Annotated in this window: 17 protein-coding genes and 2 pseudogenes; 12 read left to right on the top strand and 7 right to left on the bottom strand. The window is 56.1% G+C overall.

The genetic code is table 11. The annotated features are described in order from the left end of the window. The coding region (locus F568_RS0119450) for a transposase (RefSeq protein WP_019020441.1) at positions 1-241 on the bottom strand (241 nt) is incomplete at its 3' end. Positions 242-1,186: 945 nt separating this feature from the next. Then, positions 1,187-1,381 (bottom strand): annotated as a pseudogene (locus F568_RS25855) (hypothetical protein); the annotation flags it as partial. 1,448 nt (positions 1,382-2,829) lie between these two features. Here F568_RS25855 and F568_RS25060 point away from each other — a divergent pair. From F568_RS25060 to F568_RS0119430, 3 genes are all read left to right on the top strand, one after another. Then, positions 2,830-3,168: a hypothetical protein gene (locus F568_RS25060; protein WP_156817512.1), complete on the top strand. Its 339-nt coding sequence runs from the start codon at positions 2,830-2,832 to the stop codon at positions 3,166-3,168. A gap of 145 nt (positions 3,169-3,313) precedes the next feature. After that, a complete protein-coding gene (locus F568_RS0119440; RefSeq protein ID WP_026300665.1) occupies positions 3,314-3,976 on the top strand; it encodes a LuxR C-terminal-related transcriptional regulator in 663 nt (220 codons plus the stop codon). Positions 3,977-4,529: 553 nt separating this feature from the next. Beyond that, the gene (locus F568_RS0119430; RefSeq protein ID WP_019020437.1) at positions 4,530-5,273 is read left to right on the top strand and encodes a Crp/Fnr family transcriptional regulator; all 744 of its coding nucleotides are present in this window, start codon (positions 4,530-4,532) and stop codon (positions 5,271-5,273) included. 446 nt (positions 5,274-5,719) lie between these two features. Here F568_RS0119430 and F568_RS0119425 read toward each other — a convergent pair whose 3' ends face one another. Continuing rightward, positions 5,720-6,706 (bottom strand): IS481 family transposase, encoded by a 987-nt coding sequence (locus F568_RS0119425; RefSeq protein WP_019020436.1) that lies wholly within the window; start codon positions 6,704-6,706, stop codon positions 5,720-5,722. A gap of 649 nt (positions 6,707-7,355) precedes the next feature. On the opposite strand from F568_RS0119425, the gene F568_RS23390 reads away from it, so the two are divergent. Beyond that, positions 7,356-9,389 carry a sensor domain-containing diguanylate cyclase gene (locus F568_RS23390; protein ID WP_019020434.1) on the top strand — a complete coding sequence of 678 codons (2,034 nt, stop codon included), beginning with the start codon at positions 7,356-7,358 and terminating at the stop codon, positions 9,387-9,389. A gap of 82 nt (positions 9,390-9,471) precedes the next feature. Here F568_RS23390 and F568_RS0119410 read toward each other — a convergent pair whose 3' ends face one another. Then, positions 9,472-9,894: a hypothetical protein gene (locus tag F568_RS0119410; protein ID WP_156817511.1), complete on the bottom strand. Its 423-nt coding sequence runs from the start codon at positions 9,892-9,894 to the stop codon at positions 9,472-9,474. A 242-nt stretch (positions 9,895-10,136) separates the two neighbouring features. Next, positions 10,137-10,388 carry a recombination-associated protein RdgC gene (gene rdgC, locus F568_RS0119400; RefSeq protein WP_019020431.1) on the bottom strand — a complete coding sequence of 84 codons (252 nt, stop codon included), beginning with the start codon at positions 10,386-10,388 and terminating at the stop codon, positions 10,137-10,139. A 549-nt stretch (positions 10,389-10,937) separates the two neighbouring features. Here rdgC and F568_RS0119390 point away from each other — a divergent pair. Then, on the top strand, positions 10,938-11,249 hold the full coding sequence (locus tag F568_RS0119390) for a hypothetical protein (protein ID WP_019020429.1): 312 nt from the start codon (positions 10,938-10,940) through the stop codon (positions 11,247-11,249). Positions 11,250-11,812: 563 nt separating this feature from the next. Then, entirely contained in the window at positions 11,813-12,127 is a 315-nt protein-coding gene (locus tag F568_RS0119375; RefSeq protein WP_019020427.1) for a DMT family transporter, read from the top strand. Positions 12,128-12,214: 87 nt separating this feature from the next. On the opposite strand, the gene F568_RS25480 is transcribed toward F568_RS0119375, so the two are convergent. Continuing rightward, positions 12,215-12,355, bottom strand: coding sequence for a hypothetical protein (locus F568_RS25480; RefSeq protein ID WP_019020426.1), 141 nt, complete (start codon positions 12,353-12,355; stop codon positions 12,215-12,217). A 294-nt stretch (positions 12,356-12,649) separates the two neighbouring features. Between F568_RS25480 and F568_RS0119360 the strand changes: the two genes are divergently transcribed. From F568_RS0119360 to F568_RS25310, 3 genes are all read left to right on the top strand, one after another. Then, complete coding sequence (locus tag F568_RS0119360) at positions 12,650-12,895, top strand: hypothetical protein (protein WP_019020424.1); 246 nt, start codon at positions 12,650-12,652, stop codon at positions 12,893-12,895. 249 nt (positions 12,896-13,144) lie between these two features. After that, complete coding sequence (locus tag F568_RS0119355) at positions 13,145-13,399, top strand: hypothetical protein (RefSeq protein WP_019020423.1); 255 nt, start codon at positions 13,145-13,147, stop codon at positions 13,397-13,399. Positions 13,400-13,825: 426 nt separating this feature from the next. Next, positions 13,826-13,987 (top strand): hypothetical protein, encoded by a 162-nt coding sequence (locus tag F568_RS25310; RefSeq protein WP_019020422.1) that lies wholly within the window; start codon positions 13,826-13,828, stop codon positions 13,985-13,987. Positions 13,988-15,572: 1,585 nt separating this feature from the next. Here F568_RS25310 and F568_RS23385 read toward each other — a convergent pair. Beyond that, a pseudogene (locus F568_RS23385) lies at positions 15,573-16,517 on the bottom strand (IS481 family transposase). Between the two features lie 399 nt (positions 16,518-16,916). Here F568_RS23385 and phnC point away from each other — a divergent pair. The 3 genes from phnC (at position 16,917) to phnE (ending at position 19,690) form a co-directional block, all read left to right on the top strand. Continuing rightward, complete coding sequence (gene phnC / locus F568_RS0119320; protein ID WP_019020416.1) at positions 16,917-17,747, top strand: phosphonate ABC transporter ATP-binding protein; 831 nt, start codon at positions 16,917-16,919, stop codon at positions 17,745-17,747. A 69-nt stretch (positions 17,748-17,816) separates the two neighbouring features. Beyond that, positions 17,817-18,848, top strand: coding sequence for a phosphonate ABC transporter substrate-binding protein (gene phnD, locus F568_RS0119315; RefSeq protein WP_019020415.1), 1,032 nt, complete (start codon positions 17,817-17,819; stop codon positions 18,846-18,848). Between the two features lie 47 nt (positions 18,849-18,895). Next, positions 18,896-19,690 (top strand): phosphonate ABC transporter, permease protein PhnE, encoded by a 795-nt coding sequence (phnE, locus tag F568_RS0119310; RefSeq protein WP_019020414.1) that lies wholly within the window; start codon positions 18,896-18,898, stop codon positions 19,688-19,690. Positions 19,691-19,709: the final 19 nt, after the last annotated feature.

The raw sequence follows: 19,709 nt of genomic DNA, 5'->3' as shown, positions 1-19,709 counted from the left end.
GCTCCCAGACACCCGCCTCCTGCCAGTCACGCAAGCGACGCCAGCAGGTGACGCCTGAGCCGCAGCCCATCTCCTGCGGCAGCATCTCCCAGGGGATGCCTGAGCGCAGGACGAACAGGATGCCTGTCAGGGCGGCGCGGTTGGAGACGGGAGGCCGGCCGCCACGCGGCTTGGGTTTCGGTGGTGGCAGCAGCGGCTCGACAATGGACCAGAGTTCATCGGATACGATCTGTTTAGCCATACTGAAAATCTAGGAATGGCTGATGCCGTTTTCAAGGTTTTGAAAGGCACTGTTAAAAGCCTGGAATGATAGGCTGGGAGTTCACACCTATCCCAACCTGTCAAAGAACCGCCAACCTAGAAATACCTGCTCGCTTCCATGCGTTCAGCAGTCTCGGCTAGGCCGTGTGCTTGAGAAACCAAGTACTCCCGGGGGTTCTCGCTAATCGCCGGCCATCGCGTGTGGCCAACCAGGAATCGCAAACGAAAACGCCACATAAGGTAGGGATGACGAACTGAGGTATCAGCGTTACGTCACCTTCAGCATGAATGATATACATTTGCACAAATTTCGCTTCAATGAGTCTATCATAGGGCGGTTGGATCGTTACAGCCATGGCTACTAGAGCAAGGAGAGCTGAGACTCGTCACTTTCACACGCTCTTGGTGTGTTTGGACGTAGGGTGGCCGAGGGGGCTGTGATGCACATATGTAGCGATAATACTGCTTTGAGAAGGGAAGATGCGCCATGAGCGCTGAAGCTATCACCGAGCCGACCGATTTGATGCTCCCGACACCCTCGATCAGTTCCTCACTGACCTGAAAGCTCGTGCACGGCAAGACAAGAAGCCCCACCATCAGCCCCAGGATGTTCTGCCGCGCTCCTGGTAGGGAGTTACAGACGCTGGCGGCCCGGGCATATGTTCATCATATGACCGTGAACCGAGCCCAGGGGTCCGAGAAGTTACAGGCTGCCTCCGGGTTGCAGTGCGAATCATGGGCGCCGCAGCTGACATAAATGGTAGCTATCAGGATGCCGCGTTCTGGTTCCGTAATGAGCCGATTGGCGCGTTTGACTACAGGCCACCAGAGCAACTGGTCAGTGAGGGGCGTGCGGAGGATCTGTTACGTTACGTTCTATCGTTAAGGGCAGGTGCAGCTGGATGACCCTCACCGAGCTGACAGCTCAGCCGGCCTGCCGAGTACATGGTCCCAAGTTGGGCGATCGCACCAGCCAGCGGTGCTGGTACAGAGCCTTTTGCGGAATATGATAATTGTATAACCAGCAATAGCGTTTCAGCATCTGTTCCTGGTCTTCGCTCGATTCGTACCGCCGAGTCGCAAGCACATCGCTGATGCGGCCATTGAAACTGTCAGCTATCTCTTACAAGCAAGATTAACCTGAATTACTTCATACCTAAGCATAGTCTGCTACACTTAGGGTCATTGGGCAGGAGGCCCAAGCAAGGAAGACGAGCACAGGGAAGGCTCAAGCGCCAAGGATGCACGGGCAGGACGCCTGTGAGGGAAGCATGGATATGCAGCGCTACGCAGCCCGGCCCTAGTGGTCGGGCTGTTTTTGTTGGTGAGTTTGCCGGGCCAGGGCGACAAGAGAAGTAACGGACTATTTCTCCGATCTACGTTACTGGTAGTGATGCTCGAGCTACACGTGCCTGACTCTAGGTTTCGTTCAAATAGTGCGTCACACAACTACGCCCTGCCATGTGCAGGGCTTTTTCGTTGGAGCTGACCCGATGGAAGTGAGCCATCAGCTACAGGAAGCCCTTAGCGTCAAGCCAGTAAACAGCGGTATCACCTATCACGTGATTCCGCGTCTCGAAAGGCGAGGTTTCCTTTATCAATCCGGGTGAGCTACGCCTGTTAGCCTATGGCTACAAATGGCCATAGAACGTAAGGCTTTTCTTAACTTTGGCGTCTGAACGCATCGGTATATTGGCTCCACGACGCCTTATTACGCGTGCCTTCGGGCTCGTCTGCAGTCCGCGTCACAAGCCTCGGCAAATAGCCGGGGCTTTTTCTTACACAGAACAGGGTAATTTCTCACGTCATCCCTAGGCATAGGCTTACTTGAGCCCTTTCGCTATCTGTCATAGTGGTGGCCGGGCACGAAGCTCTTGAGGAGTGCGGCTATGGATGGCCGCCCCAAGGATGGGCTTCTTGCTACACCACGCCTTACCGCCTTGTCCTTCCTCGCGGTATTACTAGTCCCGCCTGCATCAGCCTGTTATCAGGTTTACACCTCAGCCAGCACCCGATAGAAGTTGCCCCGCTCAGGGGGCGCAGCTGGATTTATGCGCGCTACGCAACGCCTCCGTGTACTGCTTGGCCTGCCTGGCCAGCGTCTTTTCCCTTTCCTTTTCTGCTTCCGTGCCGTATCGGCTACGAAGCTCCGGAGCATTGAGGGCTTGCCGATGATCGCGGCCAGCCTTCGACGTAGGCTCGGAACGTATCGGCATCATAGATGTTGGTGACCTCGGTAACTTTAGCGCTGCTGTAGTCGGCCAGGGCGAAGGAGTGAGAAGGCAGGCGGCAATCGCAGCCAGTGTCCGCTTTATTCTCGAGGTGTCCTTATGGTGTCTGTTTTCAGCTTGGCGGGGAAACGAGCCGTAGGCGGGCTTTTCCAAAGGCTCTGGAATGTGCTGGATGGCGCTCCCGATAGGGGGTGAACCAATACCTTTCCCTTATAAGGTGCGTAGTGACTATTCCTAATTACCCTTAATAACCCTGCCGGCAACACTTGCATGCCTTAGGCGTGGATGCCACGCTTGATTGTAACATTTGTAACAGCATAAGTAGGGATGGTAACTTATGAAGTCATTGACGCTTTCCGGCATCGTCATAACGCTGTGCTTCGCTGTTAGTGCGGATGCTAACGATCTCCCAAGCCTCGCTTCTGAAGGGTATTGTTTGGAAGCCGCTGAATATGAAGGTGGCAACGAAGAGGTATATGACGGCTGCATAGATATTGAAAAGGACGCTTACAAGCAGCTTATGGGGCATTGGGGTGGTATCCCTGAAGAAATAAAGAAGCATTGTGTAGCTGTCGCCATGTCTGGCGGAGAGAGCTATTCGGTACTTGAAGATTGTGTTGAATTAACCACAACAGAAACAATCGCTTCAGCTCCAAGACAAGAAGAGCATGAGTAATTTAATCGGAAACACATATAAAGCTTAGTCCTATCAGCTTACCTAATTATGCGTATTTTTAGCAAAACCTACTGATCAAAGTATTGCCGGATGGCTACAAAGGTTTGCATAAATACTAGGAATAATTTACGCAAGGGAGCGCGGCATGAGATTAAATAATGAAAAATTATTATTAGTCACCAATCCTAATCCTCAGTCTCGTATATTCACAGAATATGTGGGAGAGAAACTAGGCTTAGGGGTAATGATAGTAGCGCCAAGTAAAGTTTCTGATATTTACGATGTCGCACCCCAGATGGTACTACTCGACACAGACCATGTTAATGAAGCAGACTTGCAGCAGTGGCAAGAGCGTGTTGACGAGAGCCAGTCGATGATATTGGCTGCATTCAACTGTCGCGGCGAAGAGCATGCTGCTGATATGCTCGATTCGCTACGCCTGCGGGGCGTCTTCTACCGCCACGACAGTCCGGATATGATCTGCAAAGGAATTGGCGCACTTTTCAAGGGTGAGCTATGGATGTCGCGTGCGCTGATGACACGTTTGATCAAGTTCTACCGGCATCGACAGCTGAACAACTATCGCCCCGTCTGCGGACTGACTCAACGGGAACTAGAGATCATTGGTTTGCTCGGTTCCGGTGCGTCAAATATAATCATTGCCCATCGACTATTCATCAGCGAACACACAGTAAGATCGCATACCCAAAATATCTTTCGCAAGATCAAGGTGCGTAACCGCATCCAGGCAATGAACTGGGCCCGTCAGAATCTCGGCATTGCGCCCTTATGCCATAACCAGCACTAGGCCATCCCTCCGCGTACACATCGAATGCGTACTGACATGGGCGTTCGGCACCGCTGAACGCCTGCCTCGGTTACCCATCTCCCCATACCTCATGATGAGAAGCTACATATCCCTCAGGAGTGTCATGCCCGGTTCAGGGCCATTGTACGACACCCCAATGATCGCGAGGGATAACAATGCTCAAGGAGCCATAGTTATCAAGGAAGCTCTCAGCCAGGATAGCTCTTACAAGAGCTATGAAGTTTATCACAGCGATACCGAATCAAGCCTAGGCAATTACGACGTATAGAGAGGGCCGAAGCTGAAAGGCGAGATATGTAGTCTTCAGATGTAGCAGCGAAGAAAGGGGAAGCGAACTTAGACCCCATCAAGATAGCGTCCCGAGCCCATCCTGGCATCGATGGGGCGTTCACTGACTTGGAACAATATCATTCCCCCTCTGGCTCGGCCTCTGGAAGTGAGCCATAATCCCGCGCCTGAAATACGGATCAAATCAACCGAGCAGAGACACTGTGGCCATAAGCTTCATTCCTGTCTCAACAGGAGCGCAAGCATGATCGCAGGTTCTCATTTTCCCAATACCCTGATGATCCGCAAGCTGGAAACCATCTTCACCTTCGCCGACGAGGAGAAGCAGGCGCTCCTGAACTTGCCAATACAGGTTATAACCCTCAAGGCCGATCAAGACATCGTGCGCGTCGGTGACCGACCTTCCCAGTGCTGCTTGATTCTGGAGGGCTTCAGCTGTGTCTACAAGCTGACCTCCGAGGGCAAGCGCCAGATTATGGCCCTATATGTTCCTGGTGATATTCCTGACCTGCAAAGCCTACACCTAAAGGCCATGGACATCAGCATTGCCCCGATCAGCCCCTGCACGGTCGGGTTCATTCAGCATGATGACGTGCGCCACCTGTGCGAGCGCTACCCACGTATCGCCGCCGCCTTCTGGCGCGAGACGCTGGTAGATGGCTCGATCTTTCGGGAATGGCTGCTCAATGTCGGACGGCGCGAGGCCTACACCCGGATGGCCCATCTTCTCTGTGAGCTCCTGATTCGCCTGAAGGCGGTGGGGCTTGTAGAAGGCGGCATCTTCGATCTACCGATTACCCAAGCTGAGCTGGCGGACGCGATTGGGACCAGCTCGGTCCATATGAACCGGGTCCTTCAGGCGCTTCGTGCCGATGGTCTGGTCCAGACCAAGGGAAAACAGGTGATCGTCCCTGACTGGGAGAAGCTGAAGGAAGCGGGTGATTTCGATCCTTTCTACCTTCACCTGGAAGAGGCCGGTGTCGTATGACGCCCAGCAGTTGCCTCCCGAGCAGAGGCTGGGGGGCCAACATGTTGCCATAACAGTTTCTTAGCTGTACTGGGCTTGCTTGTTAACTGGTAACAGTACTGTCGACAGGGAGAGCGGATACGGAATACCTCCGGCCGATCACCAGACTCACCGCATCCGCCTTGAATTCATCGGAAAACCGACGTCGAGTCTTCTTGGTCATGAACACCTCCACTGCCTTTATTATGAGGCTTATCGAGGTTTCCGCTCCAATTGGACCACTTCAGAATCTTGACTGCTACCGGCCAAAGCAGGCGTATCTAGCTCGGTCCGGTGGGTACGGCCAGTAATGTTTGCACAGTCGCGAGCATGGCTGGTTAACACTACCGCCAAGGGGCGAGCAACAAAATCAGGGCGGGCCCCACCAGTGACGCTGGCAGCGCATACTCAAAATATCGCTGGAGTGACTAGCTGTCGGGGCCCGGGTGATTGATTACGCGCTTCCAAAATAATTCGGGCCGGTCCTTCTGCCATTGCTTCATTGCACCGACCGGCGTCTGATGATGCAAGGCCTTTTGATTGATGTGGTGGTTATAAAGCCAGTTGTAGCGTTTGAGTGTGGTTTCCAGATCTTCCCGCGAGTCGAACCGATGCGTATTCAGGATGTCGCTCACGCGGCCATTGAAACGCTCCACCATGCCATTGGTCTGTGGCCGGTAAGGCGGGATCAGCCGATGGTCGATGCCATGCTGGAGACAGAACCGGTCCACCCGGTGCTTGCCGCTGGGCTGCCGCTCACCCCCCGCGGCGAAGCGGTCGGTAAAGGTCTTGCCGTTGTCCGTCAGCAGGGTCCTGATCCTGAACGGCGCCCGCTCGCGAACGTGTTGCAGAAAGGCCTCGGCATCCTGTGCGGACTGATGCTGGCGAACCTCCAGGTAAACCCAGCGCGTCGCGCGGTCGATCGCCACGAAGAGGTAACGCTTGTGGTCTTCATCGGGCATTTGAGGCAGATGCTTGACGTCGACATGAACATAGCCCGGCTCATAGGCTTTGAAGGGCTTGTGAGACGATTGTTGAGCCGCTCTCTCCTGCTTTTCCAACGTCGCCAGGCTGGGCAGGCCCCGTCGCCTCAAGAGGCGTTGCAGCGCTGAGCGTGAGAGGTCGGGGTGAAGAAATTCCTTTGCCACGACCAGCAGGTCATCAACGCTCAGACGCAGGTAGTCGCGCAGAGCCACCACGATCTCTTCCTGGACGGGAGACAGCGTCGCGAGCAGGTTATGTCGCGTGTGGGGTCGGTCGTGTTGCGTGCTGCGATAACGCCACCGGGCAATGGTGGGACACGAGACATGATAACGCCGAGCCAGTTCGCTATCGCTGACCGAGGCGGGTGCCTGCTGGATCTCCTTGCGGATGCGCGGTGTGGTGGTCGCCGTCTTATGCAGTTTGATACCCATCTCGCTGCTCCTGGATGAATTGAGCAATGAGTTCACGCGCTGCCAGCAGAGGATAGCTCCTACGGCTTAATCCATCATCCGGCCTCTTACAACTAGCAGGCCCAACACTAAAAATAAACCAATCTGACTCAACCAGGCCAAGCCATCATGCACCGGAAGTATAAAGTTGAGATGCACTAGGCTGGTTGCCGATCATCAGGCCATATAAATAGATCGCCAAGTTACGTTTCCTCGGGACCACCGGATGGGCCGTTTGTCAGCAGCCATCAATGAGCTGCCGTGAAGCCGACAGCTGAACGGCCAAGGGCACTCCCTGACGATCGGTTAGGAGGTGGCGTTTTGTATCCGGTCTGCCTCGGTTTGTCGGGCTGGGGCCGATGTCCGAGCGCCTTTTGCCTGTATGTCAGCGCTATCCTCCTGACAGGGCTCCCCTTAAGGATGGAGGATGAAGAGATGCGCCATTTCGCTGCCAACGGCCATGTAGTTCACCTCTTATCCAAGGGAGGTGCGCCAAAGAAAATTGTTACGTTCATGCACAATGAGAAGAACTGGTGAGGAAATACCATCTATTTCTCCTTCTATACGGGGCTTACCTTTGCCTATGGCAGGCATATGATGCGCCATAGCCCTCAAGTCACGGACCTCAGTTATGACTAGTGCCTTGCCTCTCCTTGTTCAACCCCACGGATGCATTCTGATTGTCGACTACGAGCTGGCGCAGGTAATCCAGGCCAGTGCCAATGCGGAAGACATTATTGGAGTGCCGGCCGAACAGGCTATCGGGTCGCCGCTGATCGATGTGATCGGGAAGGAATGTCATTCCCGTCTACTGGGACAGCGCGAGGAGTCAAACGACGTTCTGATTGGAGAGTCTGTCGCCTATATAGCAGCGGTCAATGGCATGCAACGGGAACTGCATCTGGAGACCCGGCCCTGCGGCGACCGTTTGTTATTAGAGATCATGCCACTCTCGCAGCACTGTGATCGGCGCTTGCTCAGCGCCGTGAATCGCTGGCTTCGCAGGCTCACCCTGGCCCAACATCCTGACATACTGGCATCCGTGCTGCTGTCCGCGGTCCAGGATTTGATCGACTTTGACCGGGTCATGCTCTGTGCCTTCGACCCCCAGGGGCATGGCGCCATCATCGCCGAGAACAACGCCGGACGTATGGAGAGCCTGGAGGGCATGCGCTTTCCCGCCCACGGCTTCCCGCCCTATTTGATCGATCAGTTCCATAAGGTCTCGATGCGCTGGATTCATGACATCGAGGCGCATCCGGTACCGCTGAGGCCTGAAAGAGATTCGGCAACAGGTGAGCAGCCCGACCTTAGCTACACGCTACTTCGAACATTGCCGGACGAGCAGATACGCCATCTTCGAGCCATAAATACACGATCGCTGCTATCCATCCCGATCCACGGCCAGCACAATATCTGGGGGCTGGTCATTTGCTATGCTGCCGAGCCTCGGTACCTTTCCCCAGCCCTGCTGGATGCCATGCAGAGCATAGTGCGAATGGCCACGCAGCGGCTGCATCTGTTGAAGGCCCGGCTTGAGCGCGATTTTCGCCAACGCGTTCAGGACAGCCGCGAACTATTGAATGCCAAATTGAGTCTGTTGCCTTCTACAGCTAGCCTGCTATCGGATCATGGTCAGGAATGGTGCGAGCTTTTCCGAGCTAGAGGCTTGGCTATCGCTCAGCCCGACGGCACAGCACTGTATGGCGACACCCCGGGTCTGGTAACCCTGAAAGCCTTGGGCCATCGCCTCGAAAACCATACCAATCACCATGAACCTTGGTTCACCCAGCGCGCCCAGGAAGATCCTCTTGTTGAAGGATTCGCGCTTAGCGACCTTCCCGGCCTACTCGCTGCCCCCTTGCCTCTCGGCGGCAAGGCCTGCGGCTGGCTGCTGATATTCCGGGCTGAGCAAGCCGCGACGCATGCCTGGGCAGGGATGCCCGAGACAGCTCGCCAGCCTCGCAAGCCAGGCCAGTTGGCGACAGCCGTCGAGCTCCATGACCTTTGGCGCGAGGAAGTCGCCGGTTCTTGTGAGCCATGGGAAGATATTGAGGTTTCGACGGCGATGGATCTGGCTGAGGATCTGTCTGTGGTGTCCACGGCACAGCGGATCCAGGCACTCAATACGGAGCTTCAGAGAAACCAGGAAGCGCTGCGTGAGGCCAGCAAAAAATTGGCATTCCAAGCTCATCACGATGCCCTGACTGGTGCCCTGAATCGTTATCGACTGGAAGGCAAGCTGGACGAGGAAATCGCCGCCGCGGAACGCTACGACCGACCGCTATCTGTGCTGTTGTTCGACATCGATCACTTCAAGAATTTCAACGATACCTACGGGCATGAAGCGGGTGACGAAGTCCTGCAGACTGTCGCCAAGGCGGTTAAGGATACGCTTCGGCCTACAGACGCTCTCTGTCGCTGGGGCGGTGAAGAGTTCGTGATTCTTGCAGGGAGTACCGACGAAACCGATGCTTGCCGCCTGGGCGAACGACTCAACCGTATCGTGCGAGAGATTCGTCTCGAGGGGCTGCCCCCAGTCACGGTCAGCATAGGCATGACCGCCTGGCGTTCAGGGGATAACCGCAAGCGCTTTCTGGCACGAGCCGACGAGGCTATGTACGAAGCCAAGGATGCGGGGCGTGATCAACTCAAGCAGCGCTGATACGACTCAGAAACATGAACGACAGCAAGCCGACTGATCTGGAGCCCAGCCCCGGGCTATGGGGGGTTGGCGTGTTGGGGCTCTAGCAGACACTGCCGCCGGCTCTGAGCAGTAGTTCTGTCTGCAAGGGCTCTGTCTCCTTCTGCGCCGGCCCCTGCCCGTTTTTTGTGCCCTTGAATTGGTAGCCATGATCACTACCCAAGACCTTGATCGTGGGATCCCACTCTTCGCCAGGCTCGATAGCCTTGTCGGATGTAATCATGTAATCGCTACCGTTTACCTCATACGTCCCGCCCCATACCTCCTCGATAGCGGATGCCAGCGATAGTCGAACACTCAGGGGCTGTTTGCGTCCTGTCGTGTTTTTGACCCATGCCTCTAGAACCATGCCAGCATCCCATTCCGATTTCTCGCGGACACGAATGGGTAGGGGGGCTTCAGCCTGCTCTGGCTCGGGCGTAGATACCAACGCTGCTATCTCCAGTTCAGGAAATATCTTGCTCAACGCTGACTCCATGTGTCGTGCCTGTCCTTCGCTCTAGAAGCGAGCCAGCTGTTCGCTCCCTGTACGCTGAACGTCGTTCACTTCCAAGATATCCATGTCGCTCTCCTTTCGTTAGGCAGGAAAACCGCCCGCAGGCGGCATGGTCCTCAGGACAGGATCTTCGCTAGCCAGATCCCACTGCTGACCGCGGGCCACGCTCTCATCGCCGCGGACCGCCTTGATCTCCACTTGGTCGCCAAGTGCTAGCCAAGCCGGACGCTGACCGATGCCGGCAGCAAGCACTCTTGACGCTGCGCCGACAGCAGACGCTGACCATTCACTTCATGGACGAAGGCCTCGCTGCCGCGCCCAGCCGGGGCAATCCAGCCCATGCGCTTGGCTTCGACGCCACCTAACGGGCGGAAGCCCTGCTCCTGAAGCGCTTCGCCCAAGACGGGCAGGGCGAGGGTAACGGCATCATGGACGCGGTAGAGGTGTAGGGATTTGAACCACATGTTTTTCACCTGCTCGAAAGGAAGGATAAAAAATGCTTGAAAGACAAAAACTTAAGTTAAGGAGGGCTTTCTATGCGCCTGATATCATGTAGCGACATTGTGAGTAAGCAGGAAACCCCTATCCTTAATCGTTCTAGAAAAGTCTTTTGTCCAGAGTGCAGCGGAGCCAACTTCTGGGAAGGCGAACCCAAGCCGGCTGCCAGCCTTCATTGCCGGTACTGCCAAGCGTTTATATGCACATATGATGGCTATATTCGTGACGTGATCAGCTTTGAAGCAGGGCGACTGATCGCTGAATTTGCAGTCAGTGAGCCTACCCAAGCGGTGACTTACCAGAACGCTTCTTAAGCTCACCGTGAGCAGAGCGATCGAGGGCCTGTACGATGCCTTCGCTGGCACCGTCCCCCGGCAAGACTATCGACGACCAACTCGTGGGCGAACAGTCCTAGGCTCCGTTCCCTGTTTCTCCCTTGTGAAACGAGAAAGACCACCGCTTGGGTGGCCTTGAATCCTGTTCAATGCGAACTCATACAATGAGAGGTAGGTAAAATGCCCTGGTTCAAACTCGAGGCCACGAACGAGCAGGCGACAAGCACGTTTGAAGTCGAGCTGATGGCAGCATTTCAGCGGGCGTTTATGAGCAACAGAGGCCCGCGAGACATGGCAATGTTCAGCGAGTTCAACCATGAGCGGGGAGCGACCAACTACTATTTCACCCATGCAACGCAGAAATATGCTTCTGAGCTCCTTAACTGCATCGGGGCAAGCCTCTGCGAACTCCCCTCGTCAACCATGAGTCTGATTGCTGGCCATCATGAGGTAATCCCTCGATTCCCCCATGTGGAAGCGCTGGCCCAGTAATAACCTATCCGCTTCGCCCAGCTGTACGGCATCGTTGCGAAGGTAATAAATCAAGACGCAAAGGAGGCGCTTATGTCGGTCGAAGACTACCGGGATAAAATCGGGATACCTGACACCCATAAGCTGGTTATTCTCAACTGCACCTCTTGGGAGAAAGGGGGGCGAGATACAGGCTACTGTATCGTTGAACAGAGAGACAGCAAGGGGCGTGCGGTGGCTCAGTACGGAGTGATTGACGAACGCGAGACCTTTCCGCCACGCGAGAGAACGATCCACTATTCTAGAATCTAGCTTGATCGCCCCAATCGCTTCGCCCGCCGGCGCGCCCTGGCCGTAGCCGCGGCGCGCTGGTGTCGCTTCACGCTGCCGTAGCGGGGCTTCGGCGGTGGCTCATGTCTGGGTACGTGTAGCCCCATGCTTGTGACGTCTGGGAGAGCATGGCGATGATGACGTTTAGGCTTGCCCTGAAAAAAGACATTTCTATAATCCTGGCCTGGAAGGACGACTTTCCCCCATACAGGGCTTAAACTTCGGGACGCCCCGAGAGCTTGAGAGAGACCTCCATGTCTTGGTTAATCCTCAGTTTGGCCGGGCTGCTTGAAATCGTGTGGGCGTTAGCAATGAAGCAATCCCAAGGTTTCACGCGCCTAATGCCCACAGTCGTAATGTTGATCACGATGGCCGGATCATTCGGTTTGCTAGCGATCGCGATGCGAAGCTTGCCGCTTGGGACAGCCTATATGGTCTGGACCGGCATCGGTGCCGTGGGTGCCTTTATCGTTGGCGTCTGGTTCTTGGATGAAGCCATATCACCGCTTCGCGTTATTGCCGCGCTGCTGATAGTCGCAGGTATCGTTACGATGAAAGCTGCTACCTAATCGGGATAGAGCGGGGCCCAAGGAACTCTTGCATACAGGTATACAACCCGCCAGATGAATGCGTTTGCAGACCGAAGTCATGCGGCGCTAGGCATTCATGCGAGCCCGTGTCTTGAGGTCTGACATGTGCTTGAGCCGGGTCTCGATGCACTCGGCCATTAGCACATCAATCTGCCCCCCTTGCGCTTCCTCCAGCTTCGTCGCTCTTGTGGCATCAGGCCGGCTCACTATGCGCTACCTTAAGGAAAGCCGTCATGCAATGGGCGCCGCGCCCCGATTATCACTACGTTAGCGACAACGGGCACTACATAGTCAGCAAAGCGCAGCACGGCGAGGAAGCGCTCTATACGTTCTGGAACGTGAGCACGAGCATAGGTCACGGCCAAAGAAGCACAGACATCAGCAGGACGACACAGTGAGGGCAAGCGATGAGCTATATCGATCACAACCCGAGGTTGGCATGGGCGCAGGCCTTCGAAACCGAGCTTCATTCCCCAGGCTTGTGCAGATCTCGAGGAAGCCGTGCAGCCCAGCGGCGCGAAGAGTGGCGGCAGCCATAACGATCACTATGTGCCAGTGATCAAGTGCATGGAGAGGGAGCAGCCTTCCCTGGCGGCTATTGGCCACTGGCCGAGCATCAACGACACCGGAGAAACCAACCAGTACCTCGACGATGTAGTCGATATGTTGCTTACGCCGGAACGGCTGGGACAAGGTCTGGTCATTGCACGGAGAGCATCCTTTCCCAGCTTGAAAGCGAAGCCATGAGCCCTATTTCAGACATAGCTACCAATCAAATAGGCTGATGCGCAATTATCTTAAAAACGCCGCTTGACCAAATGAAGGCCGAAATATCAGCTCATTGTTAAGCTGCGCGAGGCTACGCCCTGAACAGCCTTAATTGTTCGAAGCCCTGCCTAAATGACGGGGCTTTTATATTGCTCTGCGTTTACGGCGCTGGGCAACACGAAGTGATCGCGTGTTAGCATCAAGGAGCCACCATGTAAGGAGACCCCTATGCTGAAACGGATTTTTTGTGTTGCGTTCGCCGCCCTCTCCGCAATGCCGGCCTGGGCACAGGAAGAGAAACAGGAACAGAAAGAGATCCGCGCGCCGGAGGATCATATTGAGGCGAGCGAGTCCGCCGACCAGGCACTGGATAAACATGAAGCCGCTGAAGAAAACGCCACGAAAGATCAGCAGCGCAAAGAGGCGGCACATGACGACAGCCACCACAAAGAGAAGGATCAAGGCGAGAAGAGAAAGTCTTGATAACTACGCTGATTGCTACAAAGCCCTGCCCTAACCGGCGGGGCTTTGTGCTGGGCAAAAGAAAAGCCCGAGCTGCACAGCTGGGGCCGTCTTTTCACACGCTGAGCTTGCCACAAGCATTAGCTTTCTCCGTCCTTGGAAACTGCCTGGCCACGAGGAGCCTGACTGCCAATGCCTGAGCGACATTAGGCAACGTAGTAGATAGCTCCTCACGCCATCAAGATTTAATAGCTTCCATTCCCGAGGTAACCCATCCAATTTCTCCGCGAAGTTCCCAGTTGGGGCAGGCTGCGTATACGCCTCAGCCGGTAAAATTTGCCTGTGGACAGAAGGTCGACGAGGAGTTCATCGACTATATCTTTGAATCGCCCCAGGTCTTGTAGACATCCGTCAGGCTCTGGAAGTAACGCCGTTCATACTCAACGGGTGATAGATCATCACTCGTCCCATGGCGGCTACGGCCACGGCCGGGGGCTGGGGCTGGGGCTGGGGCTGGGGCTGGGGCTGGGGCTGGGGCTGGGGCTGGGGCTGGGGCTGGGGCTGGGAAAATTATACGAGGCGCTGGCTTCCATGAGTGCCGTACGATAGCTTGATTATGTCGAGGCCTACTCCGAGCCCTACCGCCGCCGCAGCTTCACGCTCAGCGACATGTATATGGCGATCCTGCGTCTCTAGTACGTAGGCAGGCCAGGCGGGTCCGTTCTGTTCGATACCGGTATTGCCTATCGCCAGAACGCAAGGCTCAATGCCGACCAGAATGGCGCGATCACCAAGGTGAGGCGAGATCTAAGGTACATAACACGATTCTGGGGGCTGAAACCCGTTAACGTGCGGCCCGTCTGGCAGGGCGCCGGGTTCAAAGCCTATGACACTCGACCTCATCTGAGCCGCTATGCAAATCCCACTAGCTTTGCTCCTGGTATGGCGATGCTCGAAGGTGTGAGACACCATAACCGGGCGGATGTTCGACGCCCTGCTATTCTTGATCGCGTGTGGCACATGAATGATCGCCTGGCGTCTGGCCACGCTCGCTCTTTGCGATCCGGTATACTGGTCACCATGCTGCTGTCAGTACTAGCGACCAGTTGGGCAAACGAAAGGAAAGACAGGTTGGAGCAAGTCGAAGCCCTGCAGGCTCAGCTTGAGAGCAAGAGCGCCACCTACAAGCCTCAGGCTACGGCCTGTAATGCGCTGAGCTCGGAGCAAGCCAAGGCGGATCGCTCGAAGCTCAGAAAGGCTTCATTGTGGAGAAGCTAGGCGATAACCGTGGCTACGTGGATAATCTACTCATCCGAATCGCCTCGCTGGAAACGATGCTCGAGCAATGCTACACCATGAGCTGCATGCTCGGTGGCAACTGCCCCTCTGCCCCGTATGCGGGAACCAGCGATGCGTCAAAACAACGGATCAACACAATACCTGCACAGGAAGCAATGAGCCGGGCCAGGCAGTGCACACTGAGACCCTGCCCCATATGGGCAACTATAGGAGGTTCCGGATTCGCTCCTCCTTCTCAAATTTGTTTAACTCCGCAGCCTTGGCCTCTGCCTCTGGGTAGGTATCGAAAGCCTCTTTAGTCAGGCTGCCGGTCAAGTCACCGAGCATGACCATCACTCCCCAATACTGTGTGCTGACTTGGTAGTCAACGCGCTGACGCAGGAAAGCGGGATGATAAATCTTATTCAAACAAAAAATCTCACTTAACGGCGGGACAGGTTAGCAGTCCAGCTCGGCCGCAAATGCATAATCAGGGCCGCGAATAACCCTCTGTTTTCGCGGCTCATTATGAATCGCTCTTTCGATGAGGTAGGCATGGCCTACCCCTGCATGCGAGCGTGCAGCAGAGTGAGGCACCACCTTCCACAGACTGCGCACTAAAGCCACTCCACGCTTGGATCGGCGTCCGCACCGCCCTGCTTCGCCGCCTGGTCTGGAGATTCATGTGCCGCCGCTCCTCTTCGGCTCTTTCGAGGCTGTCTTAATTCCCGAGGCTTGATCCGGTATCGCTGCCGTAAAGCTCGTAGCTTTTATCTCAGTGCACATTCGCCAAGTCCTTCCAGCCGCTCCTATCGCAGCAATGAAAGGCTGGTAACCCAAGAGGCCCGAAGGTCACGGCATACTTCGTGACGAGAAGATACATATCCTCAGGAACAGCATGCCTGGCTCAGTGTCGTTACATGTTTGGTCCCGTGAAGTAATGTTCGTCATAAAACCTCTCGGGCTCTTTCTGCCATTGCTCAAGGATAAATCCAATCGGTGTTTTGCCCTGAGCGCCCTGAGTGGCCGGGCACTGTTATAGGCCCACAGGTAATCATCCAGGTGGGACTGGAGCTGACCCAGCGAGGTGTAATGGAACGCCCGGGTCGTTGCCTCCTTGATGGTGCGGTTCATCCGTTCCACCTGTCCGTTGGTCCAGGGGTGGAAGGGCTTCGTCAGCCGATGCTCGATACCGTGGCGGTAACAGACGACATCGAAGATATGTGGCTTGTAGGCTTCTGTCCCGGCCTTCTTCGCGAACTGCACCCCATTGTCCGTCAGCACCGTATGGACGCGGTAAGGCAAGGCCTGCAGCGTATCTTCGAGGAAGTCGGCGGCGATTTGCCTCGTCATTTGTCGATACAACTGGGCATGAACGAACCTGGAGGTCCGGTCCACGGCGACGAACAGGTAGGCCTTGCCCTCACCCGTGCGGATTTCACTGATATCGATGTGCAGGTAGCCGATCGGGTAACGCTTGAACGGCTTTTTCTCGCGTTTCTGGTCGCCAGCCCTTGGCAACTGGCTGATGCCGTGCCGCTGGTAGAGCCGGTGCAGGCTTGAGCGGGTTAGCGAAGGGATCTCTCGCTGAAGCGCATGCAGGCAGTCATCGAGGGGGTAACAGGGTCTTCTGCCGGAAAGTGACGGCAGCGGCTTCCTCTAGGGGCGTCAACGACGTGGAGCGAGGCGCCCTGGGTCCCATCCGGGTGTCCTCGACGGTATCCCGGCTGCGCCACTTTCGCACGGTCTTGGGGTTGATCCCGTAGCGCCGGCTCAACGTCGTGGCCGACTCCGTCGATCGCTGTATCTCTGCTCGAATGGCGTGCGTGGTCGTGGCGCGTTTATGAAGAATCTGAGCCATGGGTCATCCTCCGATAATGGTTCGTAAGATAATCCATTACTCTTCGGGACCACACAGGTAGGCTTGCCAGCCTAATGGAGAACCTAGCCGATCCGGCCTTTGTGCCTCAATGCGGCTAAAATTAAAACTGTCGCTTCTGAAAGAGCGTAGAAGCTTTCGGGCTCAAGCCTTCTCCATTTCTCTTATACCGAGCGACTGGTATGTGTCTCTTACGTGTCAATTAAATGACAGAATTAGCTCGATGATTTTCAACAACCTGATTTCATTACTTTCGAGAAGAATAGCTACCACAGATTACACTTTCTCTTTCTTGTAAATTTTCATCAAAAAGAAATTGTCTAGACAACTCATGTTCACATAACCGCGCCAGACTAGCGCCTACTAGATCAAGGAGGCGTTATGTCGCTGACCACTATCGCTGTTCAACAGCTCAGCAAGACGTTCGGCCATCATCCGGTTCTGCAGGATATCGGTTTCGAAATTCGCCAAGGTGAGCGAGTCGCTCTCATTGGCCCCTCCGGATCGGGCAAGTCCACCCTGATGCGTCACCTGGTCGGGCTCACGCGTGCCAACCGGCAAGGCAATAGCTGTGTTCATGCGCTGGGGCGCGATATCCAACGCCATGGAAAGCTCATCAGTGCCAGCCGTGCCGAGCGCTGCCGTACCGGCTACATCTTTCAGCAGTTCAACCTGGCCGGACGTCTCAGCGTCCTGACCAACGTATTGGTGGGTCGACTAGGTCGCATGCCCCGTTGGAGAGCCTTGCTGGGTCGTTTCTCTGCCGAGGAGCGAGCTATGGCTTTACATGCCTTAAAGCGTGTCGGCCTCGAAGAGCTTGCCGGCCAGCGCGCCAACACCCTATCGGGCGGTCAGATGCAGCGCGTCGCTATCGCTCGCGCTCTGATGCAGGACGCCGAGCTTATTCTCGCCGATGAGCCGATCGCCTCGCTCGATCCGCGCAGTGCGCGAGAAGTCATGGACATACTCAAGCGTATCAACGAAGAAGATGGCCGTACCGTCGTGATCACCCTCCACCAGGTTGATTACGCTCGCGAGTACTGCCAGCGAGCAATCGCACTCAGGCAGGGCCGGCTCTACTACGACGGTCCGATCACCCAGCTCACCGACGCCCGCCTGCAGGCACTGTACGAAAATGCGGGGCTCAACGAGCTCTATCAGCCGTCGGACGGATCCGTACAACCCGTGATGCTGCGCGCGGCTACGGGCTAGACCCGTCCTTAGGCCAGACAGGCCATCACACAACCCTTGATTAGTAGTCAACGACCCAGGAGCACGACCATGAAGCTGCGTTCCCTCAACCGTCTGGCCCTTCCTCTGATTGCCGGCCTTGGCCTGATGGCCCAACAGGCTTTGGCTGCCGACGACACGCTCAACTTCGGCATTATCTCCACGGAATCGAGCCAGAACCAAGCACCGCTGTGGAAGCCGTTCCTGGCCGACATGTCCGAAGCACTGGGTGTCGAGGTCAAGCCATTCTTCGCCACCGATTACGCCGCCGTGATCCAGGCCATGCGCTTCGACAAGATCGACCTAGCTTGGTATGGCAACAAGTCTGCGATGGAAGCGGTCGACCGCGCCAACGGGGAAATCTTTGCCCAGACCGTGCCGGAAAACGGCCAACCGGGCTACTGGAGCCTAATGATCGTGCACAAGGACAGCCCCTATGGCAGCGTTGACGAAATTCTCGCCAACGCCTCCGAGCTGACCTTCGGCAACGGCGATCCCAACTCCACCTCAGGCTATTTGGTGCCGGGCTACTACATCTTCGCCAAGAACGGCATCGACCCGACCCAGGCCTTCAAGCGCACGCTGAACTCCAACCACGAGACCAACGCCTTGTCGGTAGCCAACAAACAGGTCGATGTCGCCACCTTTAACACCGAAAGCATGGGCCGTCTCGAGATGGCGCATCCCGAGAAGGCCGAACAATTAAAGGTGATCTGGAAGTCGCCGCTGATTCCTTCCGACCCGCTGGTCTGGCGCAAGGACCTGCCCCAGGACCTGAAGACACGCATGCGCGAGTTCTTCATGGCCTACGGCGACACCCCGGCTCAGAAGGAAAAGCTCGCCCCGCTGCAGTGGTCGCACTTCGAGCCGTCCGATAACGATCAGCTGCTGCCGATTCGTCAGTTAGCACTGTTCAAGCAGCGCGCCCAGATCGCTGCCGACGACTCCCTGGATGCCAATGACAAGCAGGCGCGCCTCGCCGACCTGGACGCCGAGCTGCATTCACTCGACAAGCGTCTGCAGGCCCGCGAAGCCGCCCAGCGGAAAGCGGCCGAGAACACCACGGCTATGGTTACCCAATAATTTAATAAGCGACGCGAAGGGCCGTGCGCCCTTCGCCTGGAGCCCCCATGACTACCCAGACACCTTCGATAACAGCCACTACTATGGGTAAGCGCAGCTGGCTCAACCTGGCTGGCTGGAGCGCAGCCCTGGTCGTGCTCGGCTGGGCTTGGCAGGGCACCGAAATGCAGCCAGGGTTACTGGTCGAGAACGCCGGCAATATGGCAACGCTGGCCAGCGACTTTGTACCGCCTAGCTTCACCAACCTTGGCCACTACATCGAGCAGATGCTGGTCACCATACAGATCGCCATCTGGGGCACGCTACTGGCTATCGTGTTTGCCATCCCGTGCAGCCTGCTGTCCTCCGATAACCTTGTCCCCTGGTGGGTCTACCAGCCAATGCGACGCTTGATGGATGCCTGCCGCGCCATCAATGAACTGGTCTTCGCTATGCTGTTCGTGGTCGCCGTCGGGCTGGGTCCGTTCGCCGGCACGCTGGCGCTTTTTATCCATACCACGGGCGTGCTTGCCAAGCTCTTCTCCGAGGCCGTCGAAGCCACCGAGGCCGGTCCCATGGAAGGCATCCGGGTCACCGGTGCCGGCCGGATCGAGGAGATTATCTTCGGCCTGATTCCGCAGGTCCTACCGCTGTGGATCTCGGTCAGTCTTTACCGCTTCGAGTCGAACATACGCTCGGCCACGGTGCTAGGCATGGTCGGTGCTGGCGGCATCGGTGTGTCGCTGTGGGAAACCATGCGCGGTTTCCAGTACACCGAGACCGCCACGATCATGCTGGTGATCATCGTGGCCGTGACGGCGCTGGACATGGCTTCACAGACCCTGCGCAAACGCTTCATCTGATCCGGCCACGCTTTATCAG

Source organism: Modicisalibacter luteus DSM 23508 (assembly GCF_000378505.1).
Classification (GTDB): Bacteria; Pseudomonadota; Gammaproteobacteria; order Pseudomonadales; family Halomonadaceae; genus Modicisalibacter; species Modicisalibacter luteus.
The sequence above is the reverse complement of the archived record's forward strand: the minus strand, read 5'-3'. Positions and strand labels throughout refer to the sequence as shown.